Here is a 25,044-nt window from a genome sequence, read left to right as displayed (position 1 = left end):
TGACGGTCACTATGCGAAATGCGCTGAACAGGTCAAGGCCTGCCTATGCGATAGTTCGTGTACCGGGCATCGCCATAAGCATTGCACCCGAGCAAACAAATACAGCAGCAAGAAGAAGTGGTAGACAATGGCAGAGCAATCACATCACGACCCGAAGGCACTCAATGAGTTGGCGGACGCTTTCAAGGTCATTCCCAACGATCATCCCGCCTCTGACGAGGAGCGTGCCCGGCTGATTGACAAGCCCGCCTTCGGCCAGCTCTTCTCAGACAACATGACCCACATGGGATGGACTTCGGAAGACGGCTGGAATGATCGCAGGGTTGAGCCCTACGGACCGCTCAGCCTGGATCCGGGGGCCTCGGTGCTCCATTACGCCCAGGAGGCCTTCGAGGGACTCAAGGCCTACTACCACGACGACGGCTCCATCTGGCTCTTCCGCCCCGATGCCAACGCTCAGCGCTTCTACAATTCAGCCAAGCGTCTGGCCCTGCCTCCGCTTGAGCCCAATGACTTCCTAGGCTCGGTTGCGGCCCTGGTCCGTCGTGACGCGGCCTGGGTGCCCAAGCGGCGCGAGTACACGCTCTATATGCGCCCCTACATGTTCGCCTCCGAGCCGTTCCTGGGCGTGCGCGCCCCGCATGCGGTGGACTATTGCGTCATCGCCTCGCCCTCGGGGCCCTACTTCGCCGGCGGGGTCAAGCCGGTCAGCATCTGGGTGGAGGACAAGTGGTTCCGCACCGGCCCCGGCGGCACCGGCTTTGCCAAGTGCGGCGGCAACTATGCAGCCTCCCTCCTGGGTGAGAACCGCGGTGCCGAGCATGGCTGCGAGCAGGTCTGCTTCGTCGACGCGGCCACCAAGACCTACCTGGAGGAGCTGGGCGGCATGAACATGTTCACCGTCCACAAGGACGGGCACCTGGAGACCCCCAGCCTGACCGGAACCATTCTGCCCGGCGTCACCCGCAACTCCCTGATCGCCCTGGCCCAGGATCACGGCAGGGATGTGGTGGAGACCATGATCCGCCTGGACACCCTGCTGGACGACATCCGCTCGGGCGAGGTCACTGAGGTGTTCGCCTGCGGAACCGCCGCCATCATCACCCCCATCGGACGCTTCAAGTCCGAGAACTTCGACGTCCAGGTGGCCGACGGCGGCTCCGGCAAGGTCACCATGGACCTGCGCAACGAGCTCCTGGGCATCCAGCTGGGCGAGATCGAAGACCCGCACGACTGGATGTGGAAGGTCTGCTGAGCGCTGACCCCATTCCTGCCTGACAGGTCTTGAATGGAAGGCGACTTCAGGGCGACGTTTCGCCTTGGGCCGCCTTCCTTCATATTTGTGGCCTTGCGCACATCACCGGCCTGTTCAGCTCTGTGCTTGGCTAATCTATAGACAGACTTGAGTGCGGGACGATTCCGGGAGGAGAAGCGCGGGATGAAGACGGCCTTGGAGGGGAACCTGATCTTCATGGTCATCGAGTACCTGGGCATCTTCAGCTGCGGGCTTTCGGGTGGCCTGGCTGCCGTGCGCAAGGGCTACGACATCATCTCCATTCTGCTGGTCTCCTGGATCAGTGCCCTGGGAGGCGGGGTGGTCCGAGACGTTCTTCTGGGTCAGGTGCCGCCCAGCGGCATTACCGACAAGGGCTCAGTCATCGTCACCCTGGCATCCGGCCTGGTGGTGGCTGTCGCCCATCCTGAAATCAGCAGGATGACCTGGTCCATGTTGGTCACTGATGCCATGGCCCTGGGATCCTTTGCCGTCAACGGCACGGCCAAGGCGCTGATGAGTGGAACCGGTGGCATGACGGCCATCTTCATGGGCATGGCCACGGCCCTGGTTGGCGGCCTGCTGCGAGACATCCTCCTCAACCAGGTGCCTGCGGTCATCCAGGACCAGCATTGGTATGCATTGCCTTCCCTGATCGGCTGCATGCTGACCCTGGCATCCACGCGCGCCCAGCAGCATGGGCTCTATCCGGCCCGGGTCGACATGGCCCTGGACCTGGCCATCGTGGCCCTGGTGGTCGTCCTGCGCATCATCTCGGTGAAATTCAACATTCTGGTGCCTGGGGCGGTGGACCGGCGCTCGGCCCGGCTGCCGCTCAACGATGCCCAGCTGGCCAGGGCCATCCGTCATCTGATGCGTGGCCGGTCGAACATCAGTGTCACCATCAAGCACAACGACGAGGATTCCGACCGGAAACCGGATACGAAGAAGGGCCGGTGACCCAAGCGCTTGGATCACCGGCCCTTGTGGGCACCCGGTTCAGAGGGCGTTGACGGCGTTGGCCAGACCGGACTTGCGGTTGGCGGCCTGGTTGCGGTGAATCACACCCTTGCCGGCGGCCTTGTCCAGACGGCGGGCGGCCACCTGGTAGGCAGCCTGAGCGGCCTCCTTGTCACCGGCATCCACGGCCTTGCGCACGGAACGCACGGAGGTCTTGATTGCGCTCTTGACCTCCTTGTTGCGCAGGTGCGCCTTTTCGTTGGTGATGACCCGCTTCTTCTGCGACTTGATGTTTGCCAATGTTGCTCCAAACGATGAATGTATCTGTACAGACAACCCACCATAGTAGCACCCGACCGGGAGAAGAATCCGCCATAGACGGGCGCTTCGGCCCAGGGCATCGTCTAGAATCGTTAGACCAGACGTACGTGAGGAGAGCAGACCGGTGCAGGAAGCCAAGAACCAACCAGGATTCACCGACCAATCGCTGATCCGCAACTTCTGCATCATCGCCCACATCGATCACGGCAAATCCACGGTGGCCGACCGGATCCTGCAGCTGAGCGGGATTGTGCCTAAGCGCGAGATGCACGACCGGTTCCTGGACAGGATGGACATCGAGCAGGAGCGCGGCATCACCATCAAGTCCCAGGCCGTCCGCCTGCCCTGGGTCAAGGACGGCGTCGAATACACCCTGGGCATGATCGACACCCCGGGCCACGTGGACTTCACCTACGAGGTATCCCGGGCCCTGGAGGCCTGCGAGGGCGCGGTTCTGCTGGTGGACGCCACCCAGGGCATCGAGGCGCAGACCCTCTCGAACCTCTATATGGCCCTGGAGGATGACCTGACCATCATCCCCGTCCTCAACAAGATCGACCTGCCTTCGGCCGAGCCGGACAAGCACGCCGAGGAGATCGCCAACCTGATCGGCTGCTCCACGGACGAGGTGCTCCGGGTGTCGGGCAAGACCGGCCAGGGGATCCGTGAGCTGGTGGACCGCATCGTGGACCAGGTGCCGGCTCCCAAGGGGGATCCCAAGGCCCCGGCCCGGGCTCTGATCTTCGACTCGGTCTACGACTCCTATCGGGGAATCGTCACTTACATCCGGATGGTGGACGGCGAGCTCAAGGAGCGCCAGAAGATCCGCATGATGGGCCGGGCGACCGTGCACGACCCCATCGAGTTGGGCGTGATCAGTCCCGACATGACACCCACCAAGGCCCTGGGTGCCGGGGAGGTCGGCTACGTGATCACCGGCGTCAAGGACGTCAGCCAGTCCAAGGTGGGCGACACGGTCACCACCGAGGCCAACCCGGCCAAGGAGCCCCTGCCCGGCTATCAGGACCCCCAGCCCATGGTCTATTCCGGACTATTCCCTATCGACAACGCCCAGTTCCCCGAGCTGCGTGACGCCCTGGACAAGCTCAAGCTCAACGATGCCGCCCTGGTCTATGAGCCGGAGACCTCGGTGGCCCTGGGCTTCGGCTTCCGCTGCGGCTTCCTGGGGCTGCTGCACATGGAGATCGTCACCGAGCGCCTGAGCAGGGAGTTCGGCATGGATCTGATCGCCACGGCCCCCAACGTCACCTATCAGGTGACCATGGAGGACGGCAGCGAGCACACGGTGACCAACCCCAGCGAGTTCCCCGACGGCAAGGTTCGCCGGATTCTGGAACCCGTGGTCAGCGCCGATATCATCACCCCCAAGGAGTTCATCGGACCGGTCATGGAGCTCTGCCAGGACCATCGCGGGCAGATGGGGACCATGGAGTATCTGAGCCCCGAGCGCGTCGAGATGCATTACAGGATGCCCCTGGCCGAGATCGTCTTCGACTTCTTCGACCAGCTGAAGAGCCGGACCAAGGGCTACGCCAGCCTGGACTACCAGCCCGACGGCACCCAGTCCGCCGACCTGGTCAAGGTGGACATCCTCATCCAGGGGGAGAAGATCGACGCCTTCTCGGCCATCGTCCACAAGGACAAGGCCTACGCCTACGGGGTGATGATGACCAAGAAGCTGCGCAAGCTGATTCCGCGCCAGCAGTTCGAGATCCCCATCCAGGCGGCCATAGGGTCGCGCATCATCGCCCGGGAGACCATCAGCGCCCTGCGCAAGGACGTGCTGGCCAAGTGCTACGGCGGGGACATCACCCGCAAGCGCAAGCTGCTGGAGAAGCAGAAGGCCGGCAAGAAGCGCATGAAGATGCTGGGACATGTCGAGGTGCCCCAGGAGGCATTCATCGCCGCTCTGAGCACCGGCCAGGCCCAGGACCGGGACACCAAGGACAAGATCCGGGCCGCCGCCAGGAAGGAGGGCTGAACGGGTGGGATCCTACCAGGTCTACATCCATGTGCCCTTCTGCATGCGCCGCTGCGGCTACTGCGACTTCAACACCTACACGGCCCGCGACCTGGGCGGGGGCGCCAGCCGGGAGCACTATGCCGACCTGGCCATCCAGGAGATGCGCATGGTCCGCGACTGGCAGACCTCCCGAGGCCTGATAGAGCCGCCCGTGTCCACCATCTTCTTCGGCGGAGGCACGCCCACCATTCTGCCGGCCCAGGATCTGGTGCGCATGGTCGAGGCCGTGGCCGACCTCTGGGGTCTGTCCCCCGGGGCCGAGATCACCACCGAGGCCAACCCCGACACCGTTGATCGGGCCTATCTGGAGCAGCTGCTTCGGGGCGGCATCAATCGGGTCTCCTTCGGCATGCAGTCAGCGGTGCCCAGCGTCCTGGCCACCCTGGACCGCACCCATACTCCGGCCAATGTGACCACTGATGTGGCCGCCGCCAAGGACCTGGGACTCAGGGCCAGTGTGGACCTGATCTACGGGACGCCGGGGGAGCGGCTTGAGGATTGGCGGACCAGCCTGCAGGCGGCCCTGGACCTGGGCGTGGACCATGTCTCCGCCTACGCCCTGACCCTGGAGCCCACCACCAAGATGGGCCGAGCCGTGCGCCGGGGCCAGCTGCCTGCACCCGATGACGACGACGAGGCGGCCAAGTACGAGATGGCCGACGACATGCTCTCCCAGGCAGGCCTTAACTGGTATGAGATCTCCAACTGGGCCCGCCCCGGCCAGGAGAGCCGCCACAACCTGGGCTACTGGCACAACGTGGACTGGGCCGGCATCGGCCCCGGCGCCCACTCCCACTATCGTGCTCTGGAAGGCCAGGACACGGGCATGGCGCCGGTGGATGAAGCTCGGGAACAGGAGCCTATGCCGTCCGTCTCTCCCGGGTTCAGGGCCACAGGAACAGCAGCGGCGCAAGAGGCCGATCCCGGGGCACGCTGGTGGCTATCGCCGGAGCCCGGCCTGGGGGAGCGGCGTGCCAGGGCCATTCGCTCCTGGGACATCGCCCACCCCAGGGACTGGGCCGCCGCCATGGACGCCGGACATGTGCCCTGGCAGGATGCCGAGCTTCTGGGTTTCAGGCAGGACCTGGAGGAGACGGTCATGCTGGCCCTGCGCCTGCCGGAAGGTCTAGGACTGGATCGGCTGACCAGGCAGGCGGGTCGTCCGGCCGACCCGAAGATCCTTAGGGATCTGGTCGATCAGGGCCTTTTGCTGCCCGTGCGCGACAGAATCCAGGTGACCCGCCGGGGCCGCCTGCTCAACGATCTGGTCATCGACCAGGTCCTGGAGGCGGTAGGAATTCGTTAGACACTGCGGAACGTTACACGGATGTCACCTGTGGATGCATTATTCTGTTGATTCACCATTGACAAGGCTCCTCAAGGGTGGAGCATGCCGGCCCCGCCCCCGTCCACGAATGAGGTGATTGCGGTGTCATTCACGGCCCCTCTCGATCTGCATGTCCACGGCCCGCAAGGGCTCTACGACCCTGATACGGAACACGATGCCTGCGGTTTCGGCATGGTGGCCACCCTGAACCGACGGGATGAAAGACTGATCGTCGAACAGGGCATCCGCGTCCTGGTCAACCTGGACCACCGAGGGGCCGTGGGAGCCGAGCCCAACACCGGCGACGGGGCCGGCATCATGCTCTCCATGCCCGACGAGTTCATGCGCACCCGGGTCTGCCGGGATCTGCCCGAAGCCGGCCACTATCTGGCGGGTATGGCCTTCCTGGACAGGGACCCGGCGCAGGCTGCCAGCCAGGAGGAGGCCATAGCATCGATCGCTGGCCAGGAGGGGCTGCGCGTCCTGGCCTGGCGGTCAGTGCCCACCGATCCTGACGGACTGGGTCTGCAGGCTCTGGCCTCCATGCCTCGCTTCCTCATGCCCATCATGTGCGACGCCGGGCCGGATAGCCGCGGAGGACTGGATCTGGAGCGGCTGGGCTACCGGGTCCGCAAGCGGGCCGAGCACGAGCTGGGCGTCTACTTCGCCTCCCTGTCCTGCCGGACCATCACCTACAAGGGCATGCTGACTACCAAGCAGCTGCAGGGCTTCTTCCCCGATCTGGGTGACCCGGTCTTGAAGGCCCGCCTGGCCATCGTCCACTCCCGCTTCTCCACCAACACCTTCCCCTCCTGGCCGCTGGCCCAGCCCTTCAGGATGATCGCCCACAACGGGGAGATCAACACCATCCAGGGCAACCGCAACTGGATGTCGGCCCGCGAGGGAAAGCTGAGCTCGGAACTGCTGGGCGACATGGCCCCGTTGCTGCCGGTCAACACCCCTGGAGCCTCAGACTCAGGCACCTTCGACGAGACCCTTGAGCTGCTCCACCTGGCAGGACGGTCCCTGCCCCACGCCGTCTCCATGATGATGCCTCCGGCCTGGCAGCAGGATCCGGACATGGACCCTGACCTGAAGGCCTTCTATCAGTACAACGATACCCTGATCGAGCCCTGGGACGGCCCGGCGGCCATCGTCTTCACCGACGGGACCCTGGTGGGCGCCCAGCTGGACCGCAATGGCCTGCGCCCGGGCCGCTGGCAGCTGACCGATGACGGCCACCTGGTCCTGGCCTCGGAGGCCGGCGTCCTTGAGGATACGCCCCAGGAGTCCATCGTCGCCAAGGGCAGGCTGGAGCCGGGACGCATGTTCCTGGCTGACACCGAAGAGGGCCGGATAGTGCCCGACAGCGAGATCAAGCACCAGCTGGCCAGCCTGCACCCTTACAGGAAGTGGGTCTCCGAGCGGACCGTCCGCCTGGATGACCTGCCCGAGCGCGAGCATGTCAACTACTCGCGCATCTCGGTCCACCGCAGACAGCAGGCCTTCGGCTATACCCGGGAGGATCTGACCATGCTGCTGGGGCCCATGGCCGAAACCGGCAGCGAGCCCATCGGCTCCATGGGCAATGACGCGCCCATCGCCGTGCTCTCGCGCCGCTCGCGCATGCTCTTCGACTACTTCACCCAGAAGTTCGCCCAGGTCACCAATCCGCCCCTGGACTGGGAGCGCGAGGAGCTGGTGACCAGCATCGCCTCGGCCATCGGGCCCGAGCCCAACCTTTTGGAGGACACCCCCGAGCACGCCTGGAAGATCCACATCGACCTGCCGGTGGTGGACTCCGTCCAGATGGCGCAGATCAAGCGCCTGGACCGGGCGCCGGTCCTGGAAGGCCGCTTCCGCCCCCGTCTGATCCGCGGCCTCTACCAGGTTGCCGGAGGTGGCAAGGCCCTTGAGGAGCGTCTGGAGGCCATCGAAAGAGAGGTGGATCAGGCCATCGAGGAGGGCTGCAATGTCCTTGTCCTCTCTGACCGGGATTCCAACCACATCTGGGGGCCCATACCCTCCCTGCTGCTGACCGGGGCCGTCCAGCACCACCTGCTCCGTCGGCACACCCGCACCCAGGTCTCCCTGGCGGTGGAGGCCGGCGACGTGCGCGAGGTCCATCATGTGGCCCTGCTTATCGCTTATGGCGCCGCCTGCGTCAACCCCTACCTGGCTCTGGAGTCCGTGGAGAACCTGGCCAACAGCGGCGACCTGCACGTGGATGCGAAAAAGGCCTCCGCCAACCTGGTCCGGGCCCTGAGCACTGGGGTCCTGAAAATCATGAGCAAGATGGGTGTGAGCACCATCATGTCCTACCGCGGCTCCCAGCTCTTCGAGGCCGTCGGACTGAGCCGTGAGGTCATCGACCGCTGGTTCACCGGCACCACCTCCCTGGTGGGCGGCATAGGCTTGGATGAGATCGCCGCCGAGGTGGCCCAGCGCCATCGGGTGGCCTACCCCATCGAGTGGACCGCCGGCTCCGGGCATGATCTGGAGACAGGCGGCAACTACCACTGGCGGCGCACTGGCGAGGACCACCTGAACGACCCCGAATCCATCTTCCTGCTCCAGCAGTCCACCAAGCGCGGGGACTACGGGCTTTTCAATGCCTACACCGACCATGTGAACGCTGCGGCCAAGCAGGGCATGACCCTGCGCGGCCTCATGGAGCTGCACTCCGACAGGGCGCCCATACCGCTGGACCAGGTGGAGCCCGCCGAGTCCATCGTCACCCGTTTCTCCACCGGCGCCATGAGCTACGGGTCCATCTCCCAGGAGGCCCATGAGACCATGGCCCTGGCCATGAATCGGCTCGGCGCGCGGTCAAACTCGGGCGAGGGGGGCGAGTCGCCGGATCGGATTGCAGACCCTGCCAGGACCAGCCGCATCAAGCAGGTGGCCTCGGCCCGGTTCGGGGTGACCAGCGACTACCTGGTCTCGGCCACCGACCTGCAGATCAAACTGGCCCAGGGAGCCAAGCCGGGGGAGGGCGGCCATCTTCCCGGCGCCAAGGTCCCGCCCTGGATCGCCCAGGTCAGACGGTCCACACCCGGTGTCGAGCTCATCTCGCCTCCGCCCCACCACGACATCTACTCCATCGAGGACTTGAAGCAGCTGATCCACGACCTGAAGATGGCCAACCCCCAAGCCCGCATCCACGTCAAGCTGGTCTCCGAGCACGGGGTGGGAACCGTGGCTGCGGGCGTGGCCAAGTGCCATGCCGATGTGGTCCTCATCTCGGGCCAGGACGGCGGCACGGGGGCGGCGCCGCTCAACGCCATCAAGCACGCGGGCACCCCCTGGGAGCTGGGCCTGGCCGAGACCCAGCAGACCCTGGTCATGAACGACCTGCGCTCGCGGATCGTGGTCCAGTGCGACGGGGAGCTCAAGACCGGCCGCGACGTGGTCGTAGCCGCCCTGCTGGGGGCCGAGGAGTTCGGCTTCGCCACCACGGCGCTGCAGGTGGAGGGCTGCGTCATGATGCGGGCCTGCCATAAGAACACCTGCCCCCAGGGCATAGCCACCCAGGATCCGGAGCTGCGCTCGCGCTTCACCGGTCGGCCCGAGGACCTGGTCAACTTCTTCATGTTCATGGCCCGTCAGGTGCGGGAGATCCTGGCCTCCCTGGGATTCGCCAGCCTGGAGGAGGCGGTCGGCCACGTGGAGTGCCTGCGCCGGGACCCCTCCGTGCGCACCTGGAAGAGCCAGGGCATCGACCTGGATGCCATCCTGCGCAAGCCTGGCCCCACCCCGGGCACGGTATTGCACCACACCCAGGCCCAGGACCACGAACTGGACAAGTCCCTGGATGTGGACCTGATCAATCAGGCCGTCGACGCCCTGGACGAGGGCCGACCGGTGGCCATCAAGACAACCGTGCGCAACGTCAACCGGAGCGTGGGCACCATGCTGGGCTACAGGATCACCCGCCAATACGGAGCCGCCGGCCTGCCTGTGGACACCGTGGACATCACGTTGACAGGTTCTGCCGGTCAATCCCTGGGTGCATTCATCCCCAGGGGCGAGACCATCCGGGTGATCGGCGAGGCCAACGACTATGCAGGCAAGGGCCTGTCCGGCGGCCGTCTGATCCTCCAGGCTGCCCAAGGCGTCAGGTTCGATCCGCACCAGACTGTCATCTGCGGCAACGTGGCCGGATTCGGCGCCACCTCGGGCGACATGTTCGTGGCCGGCCGGGCCGGGGAGCGCTTCGCCGTACGCAACGGGGGCGGCCGTTTCGTGGTCGAGGGCCTGGGCGACCACGGTTGCGAGTACATGACAGGCGGCCTGGTGGTGGTTCTGGGGCCCACAGGGCGCAACTTCGGCGCCGGCTTCTCGGGAGGGGATGCCTACCTGCTGGACATGGACACCTCCCGGCTGAATCCGCAAGCCTGGAATGACGGCTCCCTGCTGGCCTTGGAGCCCGACCAGGACCAGGCGGCCATGCTCAAGGAACTGATAGCGGAGCATGTCCGGCTGACCGGGTCAAAGGCTGCGGCCGGGCTGCTGGAGGACTGGCCGAGCGCGCTGGCCCGGTTCACCCATCTGGTTCCCCGTCGTTATCTGGCCATGAAGAAGGCCATGGAAGAGGCCGAACGCGAGCAGGTGGACTTCAACGAGCCCGGCGTCTGGGACGCCACCTACGCCCAGGTCATGGAAGGAGCGCACTGATATGGTCGACCCCAAGGGATTCCTCAAGGTACGCACCCGGCACGAGCTGGCCGAGCGCCCGGTAGCCGAACGCCTGAAGGACTGGCGGGACGTGCACCAGACCACTGGCCCCGGTCCCTGGACCGCCGAGCAGGCCGCCCGCTGCATGGACTGCGGCACCCCCTTCTGCATGACCGGCTGCCCCCTGGGCAACCTGATCCCCGAGTTCAACGATTTGCTGTCACGGGGCCGTTGGGAGGAGGCCTACGAACGGCTGAGCCTGACCAACAACTTCCCGGAGTTCACCGGACGGATCTGCCCGGCTCCCTGCGAGTCCTCCTGCGTGCTCTCCATCCACCAGCCGGCCACCACCATCAAGCTAGACGAGCAGACCATCATCGACCAGGCCTGGTCCCTGGGCCTGGTCAAGCCCAGGCCGCCCCAGCGGCTGACCGACATGACCGTGGCCGTGGTCGGGTCGGGTCCTGCGGGGCTGGCCTGCGCCCAGCAGCTGACCCGGGCCGGGCACACGGTGGTGGTCTATGAGCGCGCCGATGCCATTGGCGGACTCCTGCGCTACGGCATCCCAGCCTTCAAGCTGGAGAAGTCCCTGCTGGACCGTCGGCTGGAGCAGATGGAGGCCGAGGGGACCCGATTCCGCACCGGCGTCGAGGTGGGCCGGGACCTGGGCTGGGACCAGCTGCGGGCCCGCTATGACGCCCTGGTGGTGGCCATCGGTTCCACCGAACCCCGGCGGGTGGACCTTCCCGGCAGGGAGCTCAAGGGCATCCACTACGCCATGGACTTCCTGCCCGACCCCACCCGCAAACTCATGGGCCGCGAGCCCATCAACAACATCGATGCCGCCGGCAAGGACGTCATCATCATCGGCGGCGGCGACACAGGTTCGGATTGCCTGGGCACGGCCCTGCGAGAGGGCGCCAAGTCGGTCACCGTCCTCCAGATCCGACCCAAAGAGCCCTCGTCCAGGCCCGATAACCGGCCCTGGCCAACCTACGCCCGGCTCTACAATCCCACCTCTTCCATGGAGGAGGGCGGCCACTACGAGTACGCGGTGGACAGCCTGGAATACCTGGGCGACGGCTCCGATGACCGGATCAACCTGGACCGGACCAGCGCCCCCACTGGCTTCGACCAGGACCATGAGGGACGGGTGCGCGGCGTTCGCGTGGTGGATGTCAGCCGTGACGACCAGGACCGAATCATCCCCCATCCCGACACCGAGCGGGTCTTGCCTGCCGACCTGGTGCTGATCAGCATTGGCTTTGCCCATCCCGAGACGGCCACCCTGACCGGACAGACCGGCCTAGGGCTGGACCCGCGCGGCAACGTGGCACGGAATGCCGACTACGCCACCGAACGTGACGGCATCTTCGTGTGCGGTGATGCCGGACGCGGCCAGTCCCTGGTGGTCTGGGCCCTGGCCGAGGGCCGTTCCTGCGCGGCGGCCGTGGACCGGTATCTGACTGGCGCCACTGAATTGCCCGCCCCCATCCGAGCCGATGAGCGCGCCATGGCCCTGCCTGCGGCCGACAAGCACCCACGCTAATATGAAAAGGTATGGTGCCGATCGAAGGGATGGAGGCAGTGGGATATGACCAACCGCGCTGAACGTAGGGCGCAGGCCAAGCGGAGCCGCCGTGGCGGCAACGATGACCGGAGGATGACGGCCAAGGGCAGGGCCGGAGTGATGGATGAACGGGCCTTGCAGGAGCGCTCCCGCCGGCTGGAGGCTGGCCAGGGCGCCGAGTGGAAGCCCACTGGGCACACCGATGACCTGGTGCAGAAGGACTCCGTGGACCCCAATGACCGCAACCCCCGTCTGCTCAGGGCTCCCAGCGGCGTGCGCCAATGGCTGCGAATCCTGGTCTGGGCCCTGATCATCTGCTCCGGCCTGGCCTTCCTGGTCTGCATGTGGCTGCCCCACGTTCCCATCTGGGCCACCATCGCCATCGCGGCGGTCTTCTGCCTGGGCGTGCTGGGGCTTTTCCTGGTGGGCGGCAACCGGGACAATCCCCGTCTGGACTCTTACGGAACGGCCCTGTGATCATGACCGAAAGCGTGGCAGAACAGCAGGCCGTGCGCATGCAGCACGTGGGATTCCGCCGTCAGGGCCGGGTCATACTGAACGATGTCAACCTTGAGGTGGGCCGTGGGCAGAAATGGGTCCTCTTCGGACCCAACGGGGTGGGCAAATCCACCCTGGTGGCCATGATGAGCACCCGAGGCTTCCCCAGCACCGGCAGCGTGGAGATCCTGGGCAACCGGCTGGGCAAGGTGAACGTCTTCTCCTACCGGCATCGGATTGGTCTGGCCTCGGCCGGCCTGGCCAAGACCATCAGCCCCCAGGAGGATCCCTACGACGTGGTGCTGACAGCCTTCAGCGATACCACCGGACGCTGGAGGGAGACCTTCACGGCCAAGCAGGAAGAGGCCACCCTGGCCCTGATGGACCGGTTCGGCATCGCCTACCTCAAGGGCAAGCGCATGTACCGGCTCTCCGAAGGGGAGCGCGGCCGGGTGCTGATATGCCGGGCGCTGATGGCCAATCCCGACCTGCTCATCCTGGACGAGCCGACCACCGGACTGGATCTGGGCGGCCGGGAGCTGGTGCTCAGGGCCTTGAGCGACATCGGCAGGGAGGACAAGGACCGCACGGTCATACTCGTCACCCACCGACTTGAGGAGATTCCCCTGGGCTTCAACCGGATAGCCATGATGGGCCGGCGTCCTGCCGATACTGCAGACACCGGCGACCCGGATCCGGGCACCATCGTCTACCAGGGCCCCTTGGAGGGTGGACTGACCGGTCCGCGCCTGAGCGAGCTCTTCGGGCTGGATTTGACCGTGGTCCACCGTGACGGACGCTGGGGTGCCTTCGCCGTCTGAACGCCACTGCCTGCGGACCCGTTCTGACACGCCCGTGTCAGCTCAAGGAATAGCCAATTCATCAACTCAGGCCCGGGTATAGACTGTGGTGGTTTGTCTGCCCGGGGACTGCGGCAGACCTGTTGCGTGAAGGATGTTGACGTGATCAAGATATGGACCCGCTACCTGAGGCCTTATTGGCTGCAGGTGGCCGTTCTGGTGCTCTTTCAGGTGGCGCAGACGGCCTTGAACCTCTACCTGCCCAACCTGCAGGCGGACATCATCGACAAGGGCGTGGCCGTAGGCGACCAGGATGCCATCTACAGGATCGGCTGGCAGATGATGGGGATCACCGCCCTCCAGATCGTGGCCAACGTGGTCGCCGTCTACTGCGCCACCCGGCTGGCCATGAGGATGGGCTACGAGCTGCGCAGGGACCTGTTCGCCTCGGTGGAGGGCTTCAGCCTCAACGAGATCGAGCGCTTCTCGGCCGGTTCCCTGATCACCCGCACCACCAACGACGTCCAGCAGATGCAGATGACCACCATGCAGACCCTGATGATCATCCTGCAGGCCCCGGTCATGCTGATCGGCGGGCTGATTCTGGCCCTGCGCCAGGACGGCCCCCTGACCTGGTCCCTGGCGGTCATCATCCCCCTGATTCTCCTGGTGGCCCTGGTGCTCATGGGCAGGATGGGCCCCCTGTTCACCCGCCTGCAGAACATGCTGGACTCCGTCAACCGCCTGGTCCGCGAGCAGATCTCCGGCGTGCGGGTCATCCGTGCCTTCGTCCGCGAGAAGACCGAGGCAGCCCGCTTCGACAAGGCCAACCGCGACGTCTACGGCGTCCTGATCTCCACCGGCCGGCTGATGAGCATGATGGTGCCGCTCATGTGGTTCCTGCTGAACATGTCCAACGTGGCCATCATGTGGTTCGGCGGCCGCCGCATCGACTCCGGGGCCATGCAGATCGGCGCCCTGCAGGCCTTCATCCAGTACCTGATGATCATCCTGTCAGGCCTGATGATGGCCGCTATGATGTCGGTCATGCTGCCCAGGGCCGCTGTGGCCGCCCGAAGGATCAACGAGGTCCTGGAGGCCACCAGCGAGATCGCCGCTCCCGAGCATCCCTACCGCAACGAGCACCCTCAGGGGCTGCTGGAGTTCAAGCATGTGGACTTCAGCTATCCTGGCGCCCAGGACCCGGTCCTTTCGGATATCTCCTTCACTGCACGGCCGGGGACCACGACGGCCATCATCGGGGCCACGGGATCCGGCAAGTCCACCATCATCCGGCTGGCCAACCGCATGTTCGACGTCACCAACGGCCAGGTCCTGGTGGACGGGCACGATGTGCGCGAGTACGACCCCGACCAGCTGGCCCTGATCTTCGGGCCGGTCCCGCAGAAAGCCACCCTCTTCACCGGCACCATCCGCGACAACATGCACTACGGGGACCCCGATGCCGATGACGACCGCATCTGGCAGGCCCTGCGCATCGCCCAGGCAGAGGACTTCGTCCATGAGATCCCCGAGGGCCTTGATGCCCGCGTGGCCGAGGGCGGCACCAACTTCTCCGGCGGGCAGAAGCAGCGGCTCTGCATGGCCAGGGCCATTCTGCGCAACCCCCGCATCTACACCTTCGACGACTCCTTCTCGGCCTTGGACATGACCACCGACCGCGCCCTGCACGAGGCCCTGGTGCCGGTCACCCGCGAGGCCACCCAGATCGTCGTGGCCCAGAGGGCGGCGTCCATCCGCGACGCCGACCAGATTCTGGTCCTGGACCGAGGCCGCATCGTCGGCCGGGGCACCCACGACGAGCTCATGGAGGACTGCCCCACCTACCAGGAGATCGTCCAATCCCAGGGCGGGCAGGGTCCCGACGTGGAAGAGCTGAGCATTGACGAGGGGAGGGCCGAGTAGATGGCAAGGAACTTGAGCGCAAATACAGGCTCGAAGGCCGTAGGCGGCCGCCGCCACACCGTGGGCCGGCTGGTCCATTACCTGCTGGCCAGCCCCTGGAGGGTCATCGTCATGGTCCTCTCCGGCATGATTGCCGTGGCCATGATCGTCATCGGGCCCAAGGTCATGGGCGAGGCCACCAACGTCCTTTTCGAGGGGCTGCTGGGTTCCATGCTGGTCAAGATGGGCGCCAAGCCCGGCACCCCCAAGCAGGCTGTGGTCACCTACCTGCAGTCCCGCGGGCAGGACAAGTTCGCCCGGATGATCGACTCCATGAACGTCCAGGTTGGCGTGGGCATCGACTGGGGGCGCTTCGGCACCATCCTCATGTTCGTCATCGGCATCTACCTGATCTCCATCCTGGTCAGGCTGGTGCAGAACTTCCTGATGACCCGGCTGGTTTCAGACGCGGTCTATACCATGCGCAGGCAGATCGAGGACAAGCTGGACCGGCTGCCCCTGCAGTACTTCGACCGGACCCCGCGCGGCGAGGTCATGAGCCGGACCACCAACGACATCGACAACATCTCGGGCACCCTGCAGCAGATCCTTGGCGAGCTGCTCTTCTCGGTCTTCTCCATCATCGGCGCCTTCATCATGATGCTGACCATCTCGCCCCTGCTGACCCTGATCGCCTTCATCATCATCCCGGTCATGGCCCTGTGCGCGGGCATCATCCTCAAGAAGACCCAGCCCCAGTTCACCAGGCAGTGGATACGCACCGGCCAGGTCAACAGCCACGTGGAGGAGATGTTCTCAGGCCACATGGTGGTCCGGGCATTCGGACACCAGCACAAGGCTGAAGAGGAGTTCGAGGAGCGCAACCAGGAGCTCTACCAGGCCAGCTTCAAGGCCTCCTTCTTCTCGGCCCTGGTCACGCCCATGTCTACCTTCTTCGGCAACCTGAGCTTCGTGATCGTGGTCATCATCGGCGGCGTGCACGTGCTCAACGGCAGCATGAGCCTGGGCGGCCTGCAGGCCTTCACCCAGTACACCCGTCAGGCCTCCCAGCCCATCGGCCAGCTGGCCTCCATGGGCACCATGCTCCAGTCCTCCCTGGCCTCCTGCCGCAGGGTCTTCGACTTCCTGGACGAGGCCGAGGAGGTGCCGGACATCGAGCATCCCGACCATCTGGGCCAGGAGACCGGAGGCAAGGTCGAGGGCCACGTCCGCTTCGACCACGTCCGCTTCTCCTACGATCCGGCCGAGCCGCTGATCAGGGACCTGTCCATCGAGGCCAAGCCCGGGCAGACCATCGCCATCGTCGGGCCCACCGGCGCCGGCAAGACCACACTGGTCAACCTGCTCATGCGCTTCTACGAGATCCAGGGCGGGCACATCACCATCGACGGCGTGGACACCTCCAGGGTGACCCGCCACGACCTGCGCAGCCACTTCGGCATGGTCCTGCAGGACACCTGGCTCTTCGACGGCACCGTCCGCGACAACCTGCTCTACGGGCTGGACGAGGGGCAGACCATTCCTGAGCAGACCATGATCGACGGCGCCAAGGCCACCCATGTGGACGAGTTCATCCGCAAGCTGCCCCAAGGCTACGACACCGTCCTCAATGAGGACAGCAGCGAGCTCAGCCAGGGCGAACGCCAGCTGATGACCATCTGCCGGGCCTTCCTGTCCGACCCCGATATCCTGATCCTGGACGAGGCCACATCCTCGGTGGACACCAGGACCGAGCTGCTGGTCCAGCAGGCCATGAACACCCTGCGCAAGGGCAGGACCTCCTTCGTCATCGCGCACAGGCTGTCCACCATCCGCGACGCCGACCTGATCCTGGTGGTCAACCACGGCTCGGTGGTCGAGCAGGGCACCCACGACCAGCTGCTGGAGCGCGGAGGCGCCTATGCCTCCCTCTACAACTCCCAGTTCACCAAGGGCGAGGAGGACTGAGGGGGCATGAGCCTTAGACGCGGTCCGCTGAGCGTAGGGGAGCGGGTCCAGCTGACCGACCGGCGTGGCCGCAGGCTGACGGTCATGCTGGAACCTGGCGGCCTGACCCAGACCGACCACGGGCTCCTGCCGCACGAGGCCATGATTGGCCTGCCCGAGGGATCCGTGGTGGTGACCATTTCGGCTGACAAGTGGCGGCAGATGCGCCACAAGCAGGATGCCGGCACTGTCACAGAAGCACCTGACAGGGCCAAGCCCTGGAAGTCCTCGCGAAGCATAGGGGGATGGGCCTTCACCGTCATGCGCCCCCGGCTGGAGGACTACATCCTCTCCATGCCGCGCGGCGCCCAGATCATGTACCCCAAGGACGTGGCCAGGGTCATCCTCCTGGGCGACATCTGTCCGGGCATGAGGGTCCTGGAGTCGGGGGCCGGATCAGGGGCCATGAGCCTGGGCCTGCTGGATGCCATCGGCACGGAGGGGAAGCTGACCAGCATCGAGCGGCGGGAGGAGTTCGCCCGGGTGGCCATGGGCAATGCCACCGTCTTCTTTGGACAGCGCCCTGCCCAGTGGGACCTGCGCACCGGCGACTTCGACACCCTTGCCGCCGACCTGCCCGAGGATGAATTCGACCGTATTGTTCTGGACATGCTGGACCCTTGGAACCGTCTGGAGCAGGCCTATCGGGTCATGGCCCCCGGCGGCGTGCTGACCGCCTATGTGACCACCACCACCCAGCTCAGCCGGCTGGCCGAGGCCCTGCGCGCCGACGGCCGGTGGACCGAGCCCGAGATCATGGAGAGCCTGGAGCGTTCCTGGAAGGCCGACGGCCTGGCGGTCCGACCCGAGCATGAGATGATCGGGCACACCGGCTTCCTCTTGACCAGCAGGGCCATGGCTTCCGGCCAGCAGGCTCTGCGCAAGCATATCCGGGCCACCAAGGACTACCAGACAGACGTGGATCAGGGCCGGGGGCCTGCCGAGACCAGCGGCTCCAATCGCGAGCGCGAGATGGATAACCTGGAGGATCTCGAGGATCTGGAGCTGCGCCGGGTCTCCGATCGCAAGCTGCGCAAGGTGCTGCGTGACCTGGACCATCAGGTGCGAACTGTGCAAAGCGGACAGGATCAGGAAGACTGATCACCCATGACCGGCGTATCCACTGGGCTCTGTCATAATGGGAAGGGCGACTGATGAGATTGTCGGGAAAGGAAGCATGGATGGGTTTGCGAAAGGGTCTGAAGGCTGAGGATCTGCGGCGGTGCAGCCGAACCCTCATGCTCATGCGTCACGCCAAGACCGGACGCCAGGGGTCGCAGGGCGATCGCAGCCGCCAGCTGACCGACCGTGGCCAGAGACAGGCTCGGATCATGGGCCGTGGCTTGACCGCTTTGGGCCTGGTGCCTGACCGCATCATCTGCTCGGGCGCACCCCGGGCCCGTCAGACCCTGGACGGCATGCTCAAGCCCTTGGGGGATGGGCCGCGTGTCGATTACCGGGAATCCCTCTATGAATCCGGCATGCAGGCGGTCTTCGACGAGCTGGCGCAGACCGAGGATCGTGACCGTCGGGTCCTCATCCTGGGTCATGAGCCCACCATGTCTATCTGCTCACAATGGCTGGCCGAGGACAACTCCGATCCCGACCTTTTGGACCTGCTCAATCTTGGACTGCCCCCGGCCACTATGGTCGTGCTGGGGTCTGAACGGCCATTGACCGACTGGGGAACCCACCAGGCCCGTTTGCTTGGCATTCTGGGCCCCCAGGACCTTGAAGACTGACCGGCGAACAAGCCGTAGACGATCTTCTATAGGCAGTCTTAGCGTCCAGTAATCCCGTTGCTGCTGTCCTGCCGTTATCGATTCAGGTTATGGCGACACCTTATTTGCACCAATTACCCGCCTCCTCCCGCCGCTGATAGGCTGACCAAAGACATCAGGACGAAACTGGGAGGTTTCATGGCAGCGATTACATCCGTGTCCGGATTCCCGCGCATCGGCGCGCACCGCGAACTCAAGAGGGCCATCGAGGGCTATTGGAAGGGCGAACGGAATCTGGACGAGGTACGGCGCACGGCCGCTGATCTGCGGGCCAGGCACTGGCAGCTTCAGCAGGAGGCCGGCGTCGACCTGATTCCCGTCAACGATTTCAGCTACTACGACCAGGTCTTGGATACGTCCATCCTCCTGGGCGTCGTGCCCGAGCGCTATCGGAAGCTGGGCCTGGGCCCTGAGGACACCCTCTTCGCCATGGGCCGCGGCTACCAGGGGGAGCAGGGTGACGTGACCGCCCTGCCCATGAAGAAATGGTTCACCACCAACTACCACTACCTGGTGCCCGAGATCGACCAGGACACCAAAATCGCCCTTGAGGGCGACAAGCCTTTCAAGGAGTTCCAGGAGGCGCGCAAGCAGGGCATCGCCGCCAAGCCGGTGCTGATCGGCCCCTACACCTTCCTCAAGCTGGCACGCGGCCCCCAGGGCGAGCTGCTGGATCCTGACCCGGCACTGGTCCAGGACCTGGCCAAGGCCTATGCGACCATACTGGAGCGGTTCATCGGCCTTGGCGCCGACTGGGTACAGCTGGACGAGCCCTATCTGGTCCTGGACAAGGAACCGGGCGACCAGGACCTCTTCGATACCCTCTATGGGCCCATTCTCAAGGCCCGCCAGAGCGGCCAGGGCAAGGTCCGTATCCTGCTCAACACCTACTTCGGCCATATTGGCGACTGCTATGCCCGGCTGGCTGACCTGGGCTTCGACGGCATCGGTCTGGATCTGGTCGAGGGCAGGGATGAGAACCTGGCGGCCCTCAAGGAGCATAGCGTGCCGGAGGGAACCACCATCTTCGCCGGCCTGGTCAACGGCCGCAACATCTGGCGCAACGACTATGCAGTCAGCCTGGGCCTGCTGGATGCCCTGCACCAGGTGACCCCGAACGTGGTGGTGTCCACCGCATGCTCACTGCTGCACGTGCCCTATACCGTGGCCGACGAGGATGGGCTGGATGCCGACACCGTGCGGCCCCACTTCGCCTTCGCCTTGGAGAAGCTGGGCGAGCTGCACGACCTGGCCCAGCTGGCCGATGCCGACGAGGACCAGCGCCGCTCCAGCAAGGCCCTTGCCGACAACCAGAAGCTCTTCGACGGCAGCCGCGTCCAGCCCGACCCCCAGGTGCAGCAGCGCCTGGCCGGCCTTAAGGACGAGGACTTTGTGCGTACCCCGGCCCGGCCCGAACGCCAGAGGATCCAGGCCCAGGAGCTGGGTCTGCCCCTGCTGCCGACCACCACCATCGGCTCCTTCCCCCAGACCGCCGAGGTCCGCGCCGAGCGTGCCCGCCTGCGCAAGAAGGAGATCAGCCAGGAGGACTACGACGACTTCATCGCCCGCAAGATCGACCAGGTCATCGACCACCAGGAGCAGATCGGCCTGGATGTGCTGGTCCACGGCGAGTTCGAGCGCAACGACATGGTCGAGTACTTCGGCCAGAACCTCAAGGGCTACCTCTTTACCCGGAATGCCTGGGTCCAGTCCTACGGCACCCGCTGCGTCAAGCCTCCCATCGTCTGGGGGGACATCTCCCGCGCCAGGCCCATCACCGTCCGCTGGTCCTCATATGCCCAGTCCCGCACCAACCATGTGGTCAAGGGGATGCTGACCGGTCCGGTGACCATTCTCAACTGGTCCTGGCCCCGCGAGGACATCGATCACAAGCAGCAGACCCGCCAGCTGGCCCTGGCCATCCGTGACGAGGTCCTGGACCTGGAGGCTGCGGGCATCCGCATCATCCAAATCGACGAAGCCGCCCTGCGCGAGAAGCTGCCGCTGAGGCGCTCCGACTGGCACAGCCGTTACCTGGACTGGGCCATCCCCGCCTTCCGGCTGGTGCATTCCGGGGTCAAACCCACTACCCAAATTCACACCCACATGTGCTACTCGGAGTTCAATGACATCATCAAGGACATTGATGCCATGGACGCCGATGTGATCTCCTTCGAAGCCTCCCGCTCCGACCTGACCGTCCTGGATGCCATTCAGGAGGCCAAGTTCGAGACCGAGGCAGGCCCCGGAGTCTACGACATCCACTCGCCGCGCATCCCCTCCACCGAGGAGATCGTGGACCGTATCCACGCCATCCTGAAGAAGCTGGATGCGGCCAAGGTCTGGATCAATCCCGACTGCGGATTGAAGACCCGAGGCGACAAGGAGACCTGGCCCAGCCTGGAGCACATGGTGGCCGCCGCCCATCAGGTGCGTGCGGAGCTATCGTCCAGTCAGGAGTCGGATCATGCATGAGCCTATCTTTTCCCTGGAGGTCTTTCCCCCCAAGCGCGATGCCCCGGTGGGCACCATCTATGACACCCTGGATGGGCTGGAAGGGCTGATGCCCGACTTCATCTCGGTGACCTACGGGACCGGCCGGCGCTCGGACCGCACAGCCACGGCCCGCATAGCCAAGACCATCCATACCGAGTACGGCATCCCTGCCGTGGCTCACTTGACCGCCCAGTATGCGGACCGCGAGGTGATCGACCAGGCCCTGGACATGTTCGATGATGCAGGGGTGGCAGCGGTGCTGGCCCTGCGCGGCGACAGCGTGGAGGGCCGCGAGCCCGCCGGAGTCTTCGATCATGCCAGCGACTTGGCCGCCTACATCCGCTCCCGTCGGCCGAACCTGTCGATATACGGGGCCTGTTATCCGGAGACCCATCCTGAGGCCGCCTCGCCCGAGGAGGACATTGAGAATCTGCGGATCAAGGTGGATTCCGGCGTGGATCATCTGGTCTCGCAGCTCTTCTACGACAACGCCGATTTTCTTGACTTCCTGGACCGGGCCCGGGCAGCCGGCATCCAAGTGCCCATCGAGGCCGGCATCATGCCCATCACCAACGAGGGCCAGGTCCGGCACATGAGCGAGGTCTGCCAGGCGCGGATCCCGGCGGCGGTTGAATCCATCCTGGAGCGCTGGGGCGACGACCGGGCCAGCCTGCGCGAGGCGGGCATCATCTACGCCTCACAGCAGATCGCCGACCTGGTGGCCCATGGGGTGGACGGCATCCACCTCTACTCCATGAACCACTCCGGCGTCACCAGGCGCATCTGGCACAACGTCCGCCACCTCTTCCATCAGGCGGGGGCCAAGGAAGAGCCGGTCAGCAGCCAAAAATAATTGCATAGGAGCAGGGGGAGGCCCCGCATCGATGACGGCAAAAGCGTGATCGCCAGCTTTCAGCGACGCTTTTGGCCCTGATTGTCGGTGCGGGGCCTCAGCCATGGCCAGACCTTGAGCGCAGCCCTGTTCAGCGGCGGTATCATGCCAATCAACAGACCGAGGATCATCCCTCCGATGGTCACCCAGGAGGCCAGGTCGCGCCCCAGCAGAATGAGGATCACCACCAGGCCGACCCCGATCAGGGACAGGACCTGTGTCCAGCGCTGTTGCGAATCGGTCAGTCGGTCGTTTTTCTTCGGCAGAAGTCCGTAGATCAGTCCCACCGCCAGCCCTATCAGGGCGCAGGCAATGGTCAGGAGGATATCGGTCAGCTGCATTCTAGGATTCCTTTGTTCATGATTGCTCGGGCAAGGCCTTTCTGGTGCCGCGCAGGGCGTGGACGCGGGCGTTGGCTCTGGCCATGGCATCCAGCTGCTCCTGGTCCTGTATGACATCTTCGGGATCAATGCCCGAAATCAAGGCTATTACAGTCTCATAAGATGTCTTGGCCGTAGGAAGGACTCCTACCAGCCGTCCCTGGCGCATGACTGCTATGCGGTCGGAAACCGCGAAAACGTCCGGCAGATCGTGGCAGACCATGAGTATGCTGCGCCCCTCGGAACGCATGCGCTTGATGTAGTTGAGCACCTCTGCGGACTGCATGACTGACAAGGAGGCCGTCGGCTCGTCGAGCAGGATCAGCTCCGGATTGTCCAGCAGGGTCCTGGCGATCGATACAGTCTGTTTTTGCCCCAGGGAAAGGGTTGCCATGGGTTGTCCCACGCGGATGGGGGAGGACAGCGACTGGAGGACCTGACGGGTGCGCCGACGCATGGCTTCGTCGTCACGCCGATGGTGACGATCGCGCAATTCCTTGCCCAGGAAGAGGTTGGAGGAGACATCCAGGTTGTCGCAGAAGTCCTGCCCCTGGAAAACGGCTGCAATGCCCAACTGATTGGCGACTCTGATCGAGGGAATGCTGGTTGGTCGGCCCTTCCAGAGCAAGGTACCCTGGTCGGGTCGGATCAAGCCGGACAGAATCCTGACCAGTGTGGACTTGCCTGCTCCATTGTCGCCTACGATGGCGAGCACTTCGTGTTGGCGGATATCCAGGTTGATATGTTTGAGGGCCTCAACGAACCCGAACCTGATGCAGAGGTCGTCCATCTGCATCAAGACAGCGGTTTTATGCAATCCAGGTCACCTCCTCTACGATGATCGACCTGCGGACTTGTTGGACACATCAATGTGTTCGTTGACGCTGTCGACAGCCATCATAGCCGCCCCCAAAGCGGAACCGGTAATCGGATAGCGGGCAGGGAGCACCTCCATGGGAACCATGGCGTCAGGGAAAAGCATGCGCTGAAGGGTCTCCCGGAGGGGTTCCAGAAACACGTCTTCGGTTGTGCTCAGAATGCCTCCCAGAATCACCACCTCGGGATCCACGGCGTTGCACAGATCGGCTACTACATTGCCGATGCGGATGGCCGCGTCGCCCACAATCCGTCTGCAGCCCGGGTCCCCCTTGACGGCATTGCCCACCAGATCCTCCAGGGTCATGTTCCCGTGTGTCACGCTGAGCAAGGAGACCAGACGGCTCTCGTCCACCACAGTATTCAGGCACCCGCGGTTGCCGCAGATGCAGATATCGCCCAAGGGATCCACCTGGACATGGCCTATTTCGCCTGCCAGCCCGGTGGTGCCCCGCCACACGTCGCCGTTGATGACGATTCCCGCACCCACACCGTCATTGGCGTGGATGTAAACGAAGTTTCGTCTGCCGACTGCCGCGCCCATTCTCAGCTCGGCCATGGCTGAGAAGTTGGCATCGTTGTCCACCTGGACCGGCACCTGGAAGGCCTCATGGAAGGTGCCTATCAGATCCTCCTTGTCCCAGCCCCGCAGGATGCCGGGAATGGCCAGCTGGTGAGTTCTGCAGTCCACTGGGGCCCCCATGGCCAGGCCCAGGCCGACAAGCTCATCCGATTGGGCGCCGATGGAAGTCAGCGTCTCCTTGATCAGGATCATGGCCCGTTCCAGGGTTGTGTCAGGCTTGTGCTGCCGTGGCAGCGCCATATCATGCTCTGCCAGGATGGCATGGCTGGCGTCGACAACTTCCAGCCGCATTTCGTGACGGCCGATATAGAGCCCGACTCCGAGGCCCTTGCGGCGGGCCAGCATGACCAGGGTGGCGCGGCGGCCGTTTCTGGTGGTGGAGGATGTCTCCAGTAGTCCCTGATCGCCCATCAAACGCACCAGGTTGGAGACAGTTGCCGTTGAAAGCCCGGTATTTTCAGCCAGTTCGATCTGGGTCATGGCGCCGAATTTTCGGATCGTATCCAGCAATAGTGCACGGTTGGCCTCACGCAATGAGGACTGTGAACCGAACAATCGATGTGCCATAGGTTCCAGTGTAGCCAAGATCGTGGCTTGCCCCCGCCCATAGCACCTCTTCCGCCGATGGGAGTAAGTAATCCGGACGAATTATTA

Annotated in this window: 18 protein-coding genes; 14 read left to right on the top strand and 4 right to left on the bottom strand. The window is 64.7% G+C overall.

What is annotated here, in order from left to right; all coding sequences use genetic code 11:
- Nucleotides 1–127 precede the first annotated feature (127 nt).
- Nucleotides 128–1,255, top strand: a complete 1,128-nt coding sequence (locus RAM15_RS04215) for a branched-chain amino acid aminotransferase (RefSeq protein WP_306220895.1) — start codon at nucleotides 128–130, stop codon at nucleotides 1,253–1,255.
- A 183-nt stretch (nucleotides 1,256–1,438) separates the two neighbouring features.
- The gene (locus RAM15_RS04210) at nucleotides 1,439–2,233 is read left to right on the top strand and encodes a trimeric intracellular cation channel family protein (RefSeq protein WP_306220894.1); all 795 of its coding nucleotides are present in this window, start codon (nucleotides 1,439–1,441) and stop codon (nucleotides 2,231–2,233) included.
- 39 nt (nucleotides 2,234–2,272) lie between these two features.
- Here the strand turns inward: RAM15_RS04210 and rpsT are convergent, their stop codons facing one another.
- Nucleotides 2,273–2,533 (bottom strand): 30S ribosomal protein S20, encoded by a 261-nt coding sequence (gene rpsT, locus RAM15_RS04205; protein WP_015021872.1) that lies wholly within the window; start codon nucleotides 2,531–2,533, stop codon nucleotides 2,273–2,275.
- Nucleotides 2,534–2,678: 145 nt separating this feature from the next.
- On the opposite strand from rpsT, the gene lepA reads away from it, so the two are divergent.
- The 12 genes from lepA (at nucleotide 2,679) to metF (ending at nucleotide 22,512) form a co-directional block, all read left to right on the top strand.
- Nucleotides 2,679–4,556: a translation elongation factor 4 gene (gene lepA, locus RAM15_RS04200; RefSeq protein ID WP_101432419.1), complete on the top strand. Its 1,878-nt coding sequence runs from the start codon at nucleotides 2,679–2,681 to the stop codon at nucleotides 4,554–4,556.
- A 4-nt stretch (nucleotides 4,557–4,560) separates the two neighbouring features.
- Entirely contained in the window at nucleotides 4,561–5,904 is a 1,344-nt protein-coding gene (gene hemW, locus RAM15_RS04195; protein WP_306220893.1) for a radical SAM family heme chaperone HemW, read from the top strand.
- Between the two features lie 123 nt (nucleotides 5,905–6,027).
- Nucleotides 6,028–10,602 (top strand): glutamate synthase large subunit, encoded by a 4,575-nt coding sequence (gene gltB / locus RAM15_RS04190; RefSeq protein ID WP_306220892.1) that lies wholly within the window; start codon nucleotides 6,028–6,030, stop codon nucleotides 10,600–10,602.
- 1 nt (nucleotide 10,603) lies between these two features.
- Nucleotides 10,604–12,151: a glutamate synthase subunit beta gene (locus RAM15_RS04185; RefSeq protein ID WP_306220891.1), complete on the top strand. Its 1,548-nt coding sequence runs from the start codon at nucleotides 10,604–10,606 to the stop codon at nucleotides 12,149–12,151.
- Nucleotides 12,152–12,196: 45 nt separating this feature from the next.
- Entirely contained in the window at nucleotides 12,197–12,649 is a 453-nt protein-coding gene (locus RAM15_RS04180; RefSeq protein ID WP_024627974.1) for a hypothetical protein, read from the top strand.
- Between the two features lie 2 nt (nucleotides 12,650–12,651).
- Complete coding sequence (locus RAM15_RS04175) at nucleotides 12,652–13,491, top strand: ABC transporter ATP-binding protein (RefSeq protein ID WP_306220890.1); 840 nt, start codon at nucleotides 12,652–12,654, stop codon at nucleotides 13,489–13,491.
- Between the two features lie 141 nt (nucleotides 13,492–13,632).
- Complete coding sequence (locus RAM15_RS04170; RefSeq protein WP_306220889.1) at nucleotides 13,633–15,396, top strand: ABC transporter ATP-binding protein; 1,764 nt, start codon at nucleotides 13,633–13,635, stop codon at nucleotides 15,394–15,396.
- Nucleotides 15,397–17,343: an ABC transporter ATP-binding protein gene (locus RAM15_RS04165; protein WP_306220888.1), complete on the top strand. Its 1,947-nt coding sequence runs from the start codon at nucleotides 15,397–15,399 to the stop codon at nucleotides 17,341–17,343.
- Nucleotides 17,344–17,349: 6 nt separating this feature from the next.
- Nucleotides 17,350–18,483 (top strand): tRNA (adenine-N1)-methyltransferase, encoded by a 1,134-nt coding sequence (locus RAM15_RS04160; RefSeq protein WP_306220887.1) that lies wholly within the window; start codon nucleotides 17,350–17,352, stop codon nucleotides 18,481–18,483.
- Nucleotides 18,484–18,563: 80 nt separating this feature from the next.
- Complete coding sequence (locus RAM15_RS04155; RefSeq protein ID WP_306220886.1) at nucleotides 18,564–19,124, top strand: SixA phosphatase family protein; 561 nt, start codon at nucleotides 18,564–18,566, stop codon at nucleotides 19,122–19,124.
- A 177-nt stretch (nucleotides 19,125–19,301) separates the two neighbouring features.
- Nucleotides 19,302–21,638, top strand: coding sequence for a 5-methyltetrahydropteroyltriglutamate--homocysteine S-methyltransferase (metE, locus tag RAM15_RS04150; RefSeq protein WP_306220885.1), 2,337 nt, complete (start codon nucleotides 19,302–19,304; stop codon nucleotides 21,636–21,638).
- Entirely contained in the window at nucleotides 21,631–22,512 is an 882-nt protein-coding gene (gene metF, locus RAM15_RS04145) for a methylenetetrahydrofolate reductase [NAD(P)H] (RefSeq protein ID WP_306220884.1), read from the top strand. The genes metE and metF overlap by 8 nt, the downstream gene beginning before the upstream one ends.
- Nucleotides 22,513–22,571: 59 nt before the next feature.
- Here metF and RAM15_RS04140 read toward each other — a convergent pair whose 3' ends face one another.
- Genes RAM15_RS04140 through RAM15_RS04130 form a run of 3 tightly spaced genes read right to left on the bottom strand, consistent with a single transcriptional unit; the run spans nucleotide 22,572 to nucleotide 24,957 of the window.
- Nucleotides 22,572–22,892, bottom strand: a complete 321-nt coding sequence (locus tag RAM15_RS04140; protein ID WP_306220883.1) for a hypothetical protein — start codon at nucleotides 22,890–22,892, stop codon at nucleotides 22,572–22,574.
- Between the two features lie 16 nt (nucleotides 22,893–22,908).
- A complete protein-coding gene (locus RAM15_RS04135) occupies nucleotides 22,909–23,748 on the bottom strand; it encodes an ATP-binding cassette domain-containing protein (RefSeq protein ID WP_306220882.1) in 840 nt (279 codons plus the stop codon).
- 15 nt (nucleotides 23,749–23,763) lie between these two features.
- The gene (locus RAM15_RS04130) at nucleotides 23,764–24,957 is read right to left on the bottom strand and encodes an ROK family transcriptional regulator (RefSeq protein WP_306220881.1); all 1,194 of its coding nucleotides are present in this window, start codon (nucleotides 24,955–24,957) and stop codon (nucleotides 23,764–23,766) included.
- Nucleotides 24,958–25,044: the final 87 nt, after the last annotated feature.

The organism is Bifidobacterium asteroides, assembly GCF_030758775.1.
GTDB classification, from domain to species: Bacteria; Actinomycetota; Actinomycetes; order Actinomycetales; family Bifidobacteriaceae; genus Bombiscardovia; species Bombiscardovia kimbladii.
The sequence above is the reverse complement of the archived record's forward strand: the minus strand, read 5'-3'. Positions and strand labels throughout refer to the sequence as shown.

Coding starts and splice junctions, on each gene's coding strand:
- RAM15_RS04215 (WP_306220895.1), top strand. CDS start 128: ATGGCAGAGCAATCACATCACGACCCGAAGGCACTCAATGAGTTGGCG.
- RAM15_RS04210 (WP_306220894.1), top strand. CDS start 1,439: ATGAAGACGGCCTTGGAGGGGAACCTGATCTTCATGGTCATCGAGTAC.
- RAM15_RS04185 (WP_306220891.1), top strand. CDS start 10,604: ATGGTCGACCCCAAGGGATTCCTCAAGGTACGCACCCGGCACGAGCTG.
- RAM15_RS04180 (WP_024627974.1), top strand. CDS start 12,197: ATGACCAACCGCGCTGAACGTAGGGCGCAGGCCAAGCGGAGCCGCCGT.
- RAM15_RS04175 (WP_306220890.1), top strand. CDS start 12,652: ATGACCGAAAGCGTGGCAGAACAGCAGGCCGTGCGCATGCAGCACGTG.
- RAM15_RS04165 (WP_306220888.1), top strand. CDS start 15,397: ATGGCAAGGAACTTGAGCGCAAATACAGGCTCGAAGGCCGTAGGCGGC.
- RAM15_RS04160 (WP_306220887.1), top strand. CDS start 17,350: ATGAGCCTTAGACGCGGTCCGCTGAGCGTAGGGGAGCGGGTCCAGCTG.
- RAM15_RS04155 (WP_306220886.1), top strand. CDS start 18,564: ATGGGTTTGCGAAAGGGTCTGAAGGCTGAGGATCTGCGGCGGTGCAGC.
- metE (WP_306220885.1), top strand. CDS start 19,302: ATGGCAGCGATTACATCCGTGTCCGGATTCCCGCGCATCGGCGCGCAC.
- metF (WP_306220884.1), top strand. CDS start 21,631: ATGCATGAGCCTATCTTTTCCCTGGAGGTCTTTCCCCCCAAGCGCGAT.
- RAM15_RS04140 (WP_306220883.1), bottom strand. CDS start 22,892: ATGCAGCTGACCGATATCCTCCTGACCATTGCCTGCGCCCTGATAGGG.
- RAM15_RS04130 (WP_306220881.1), bottom strand. CDS start 24,957: ATGGCACATCGATTGTTCGGTTCACAGTCCTCATTGCGTGAGGCCAAC.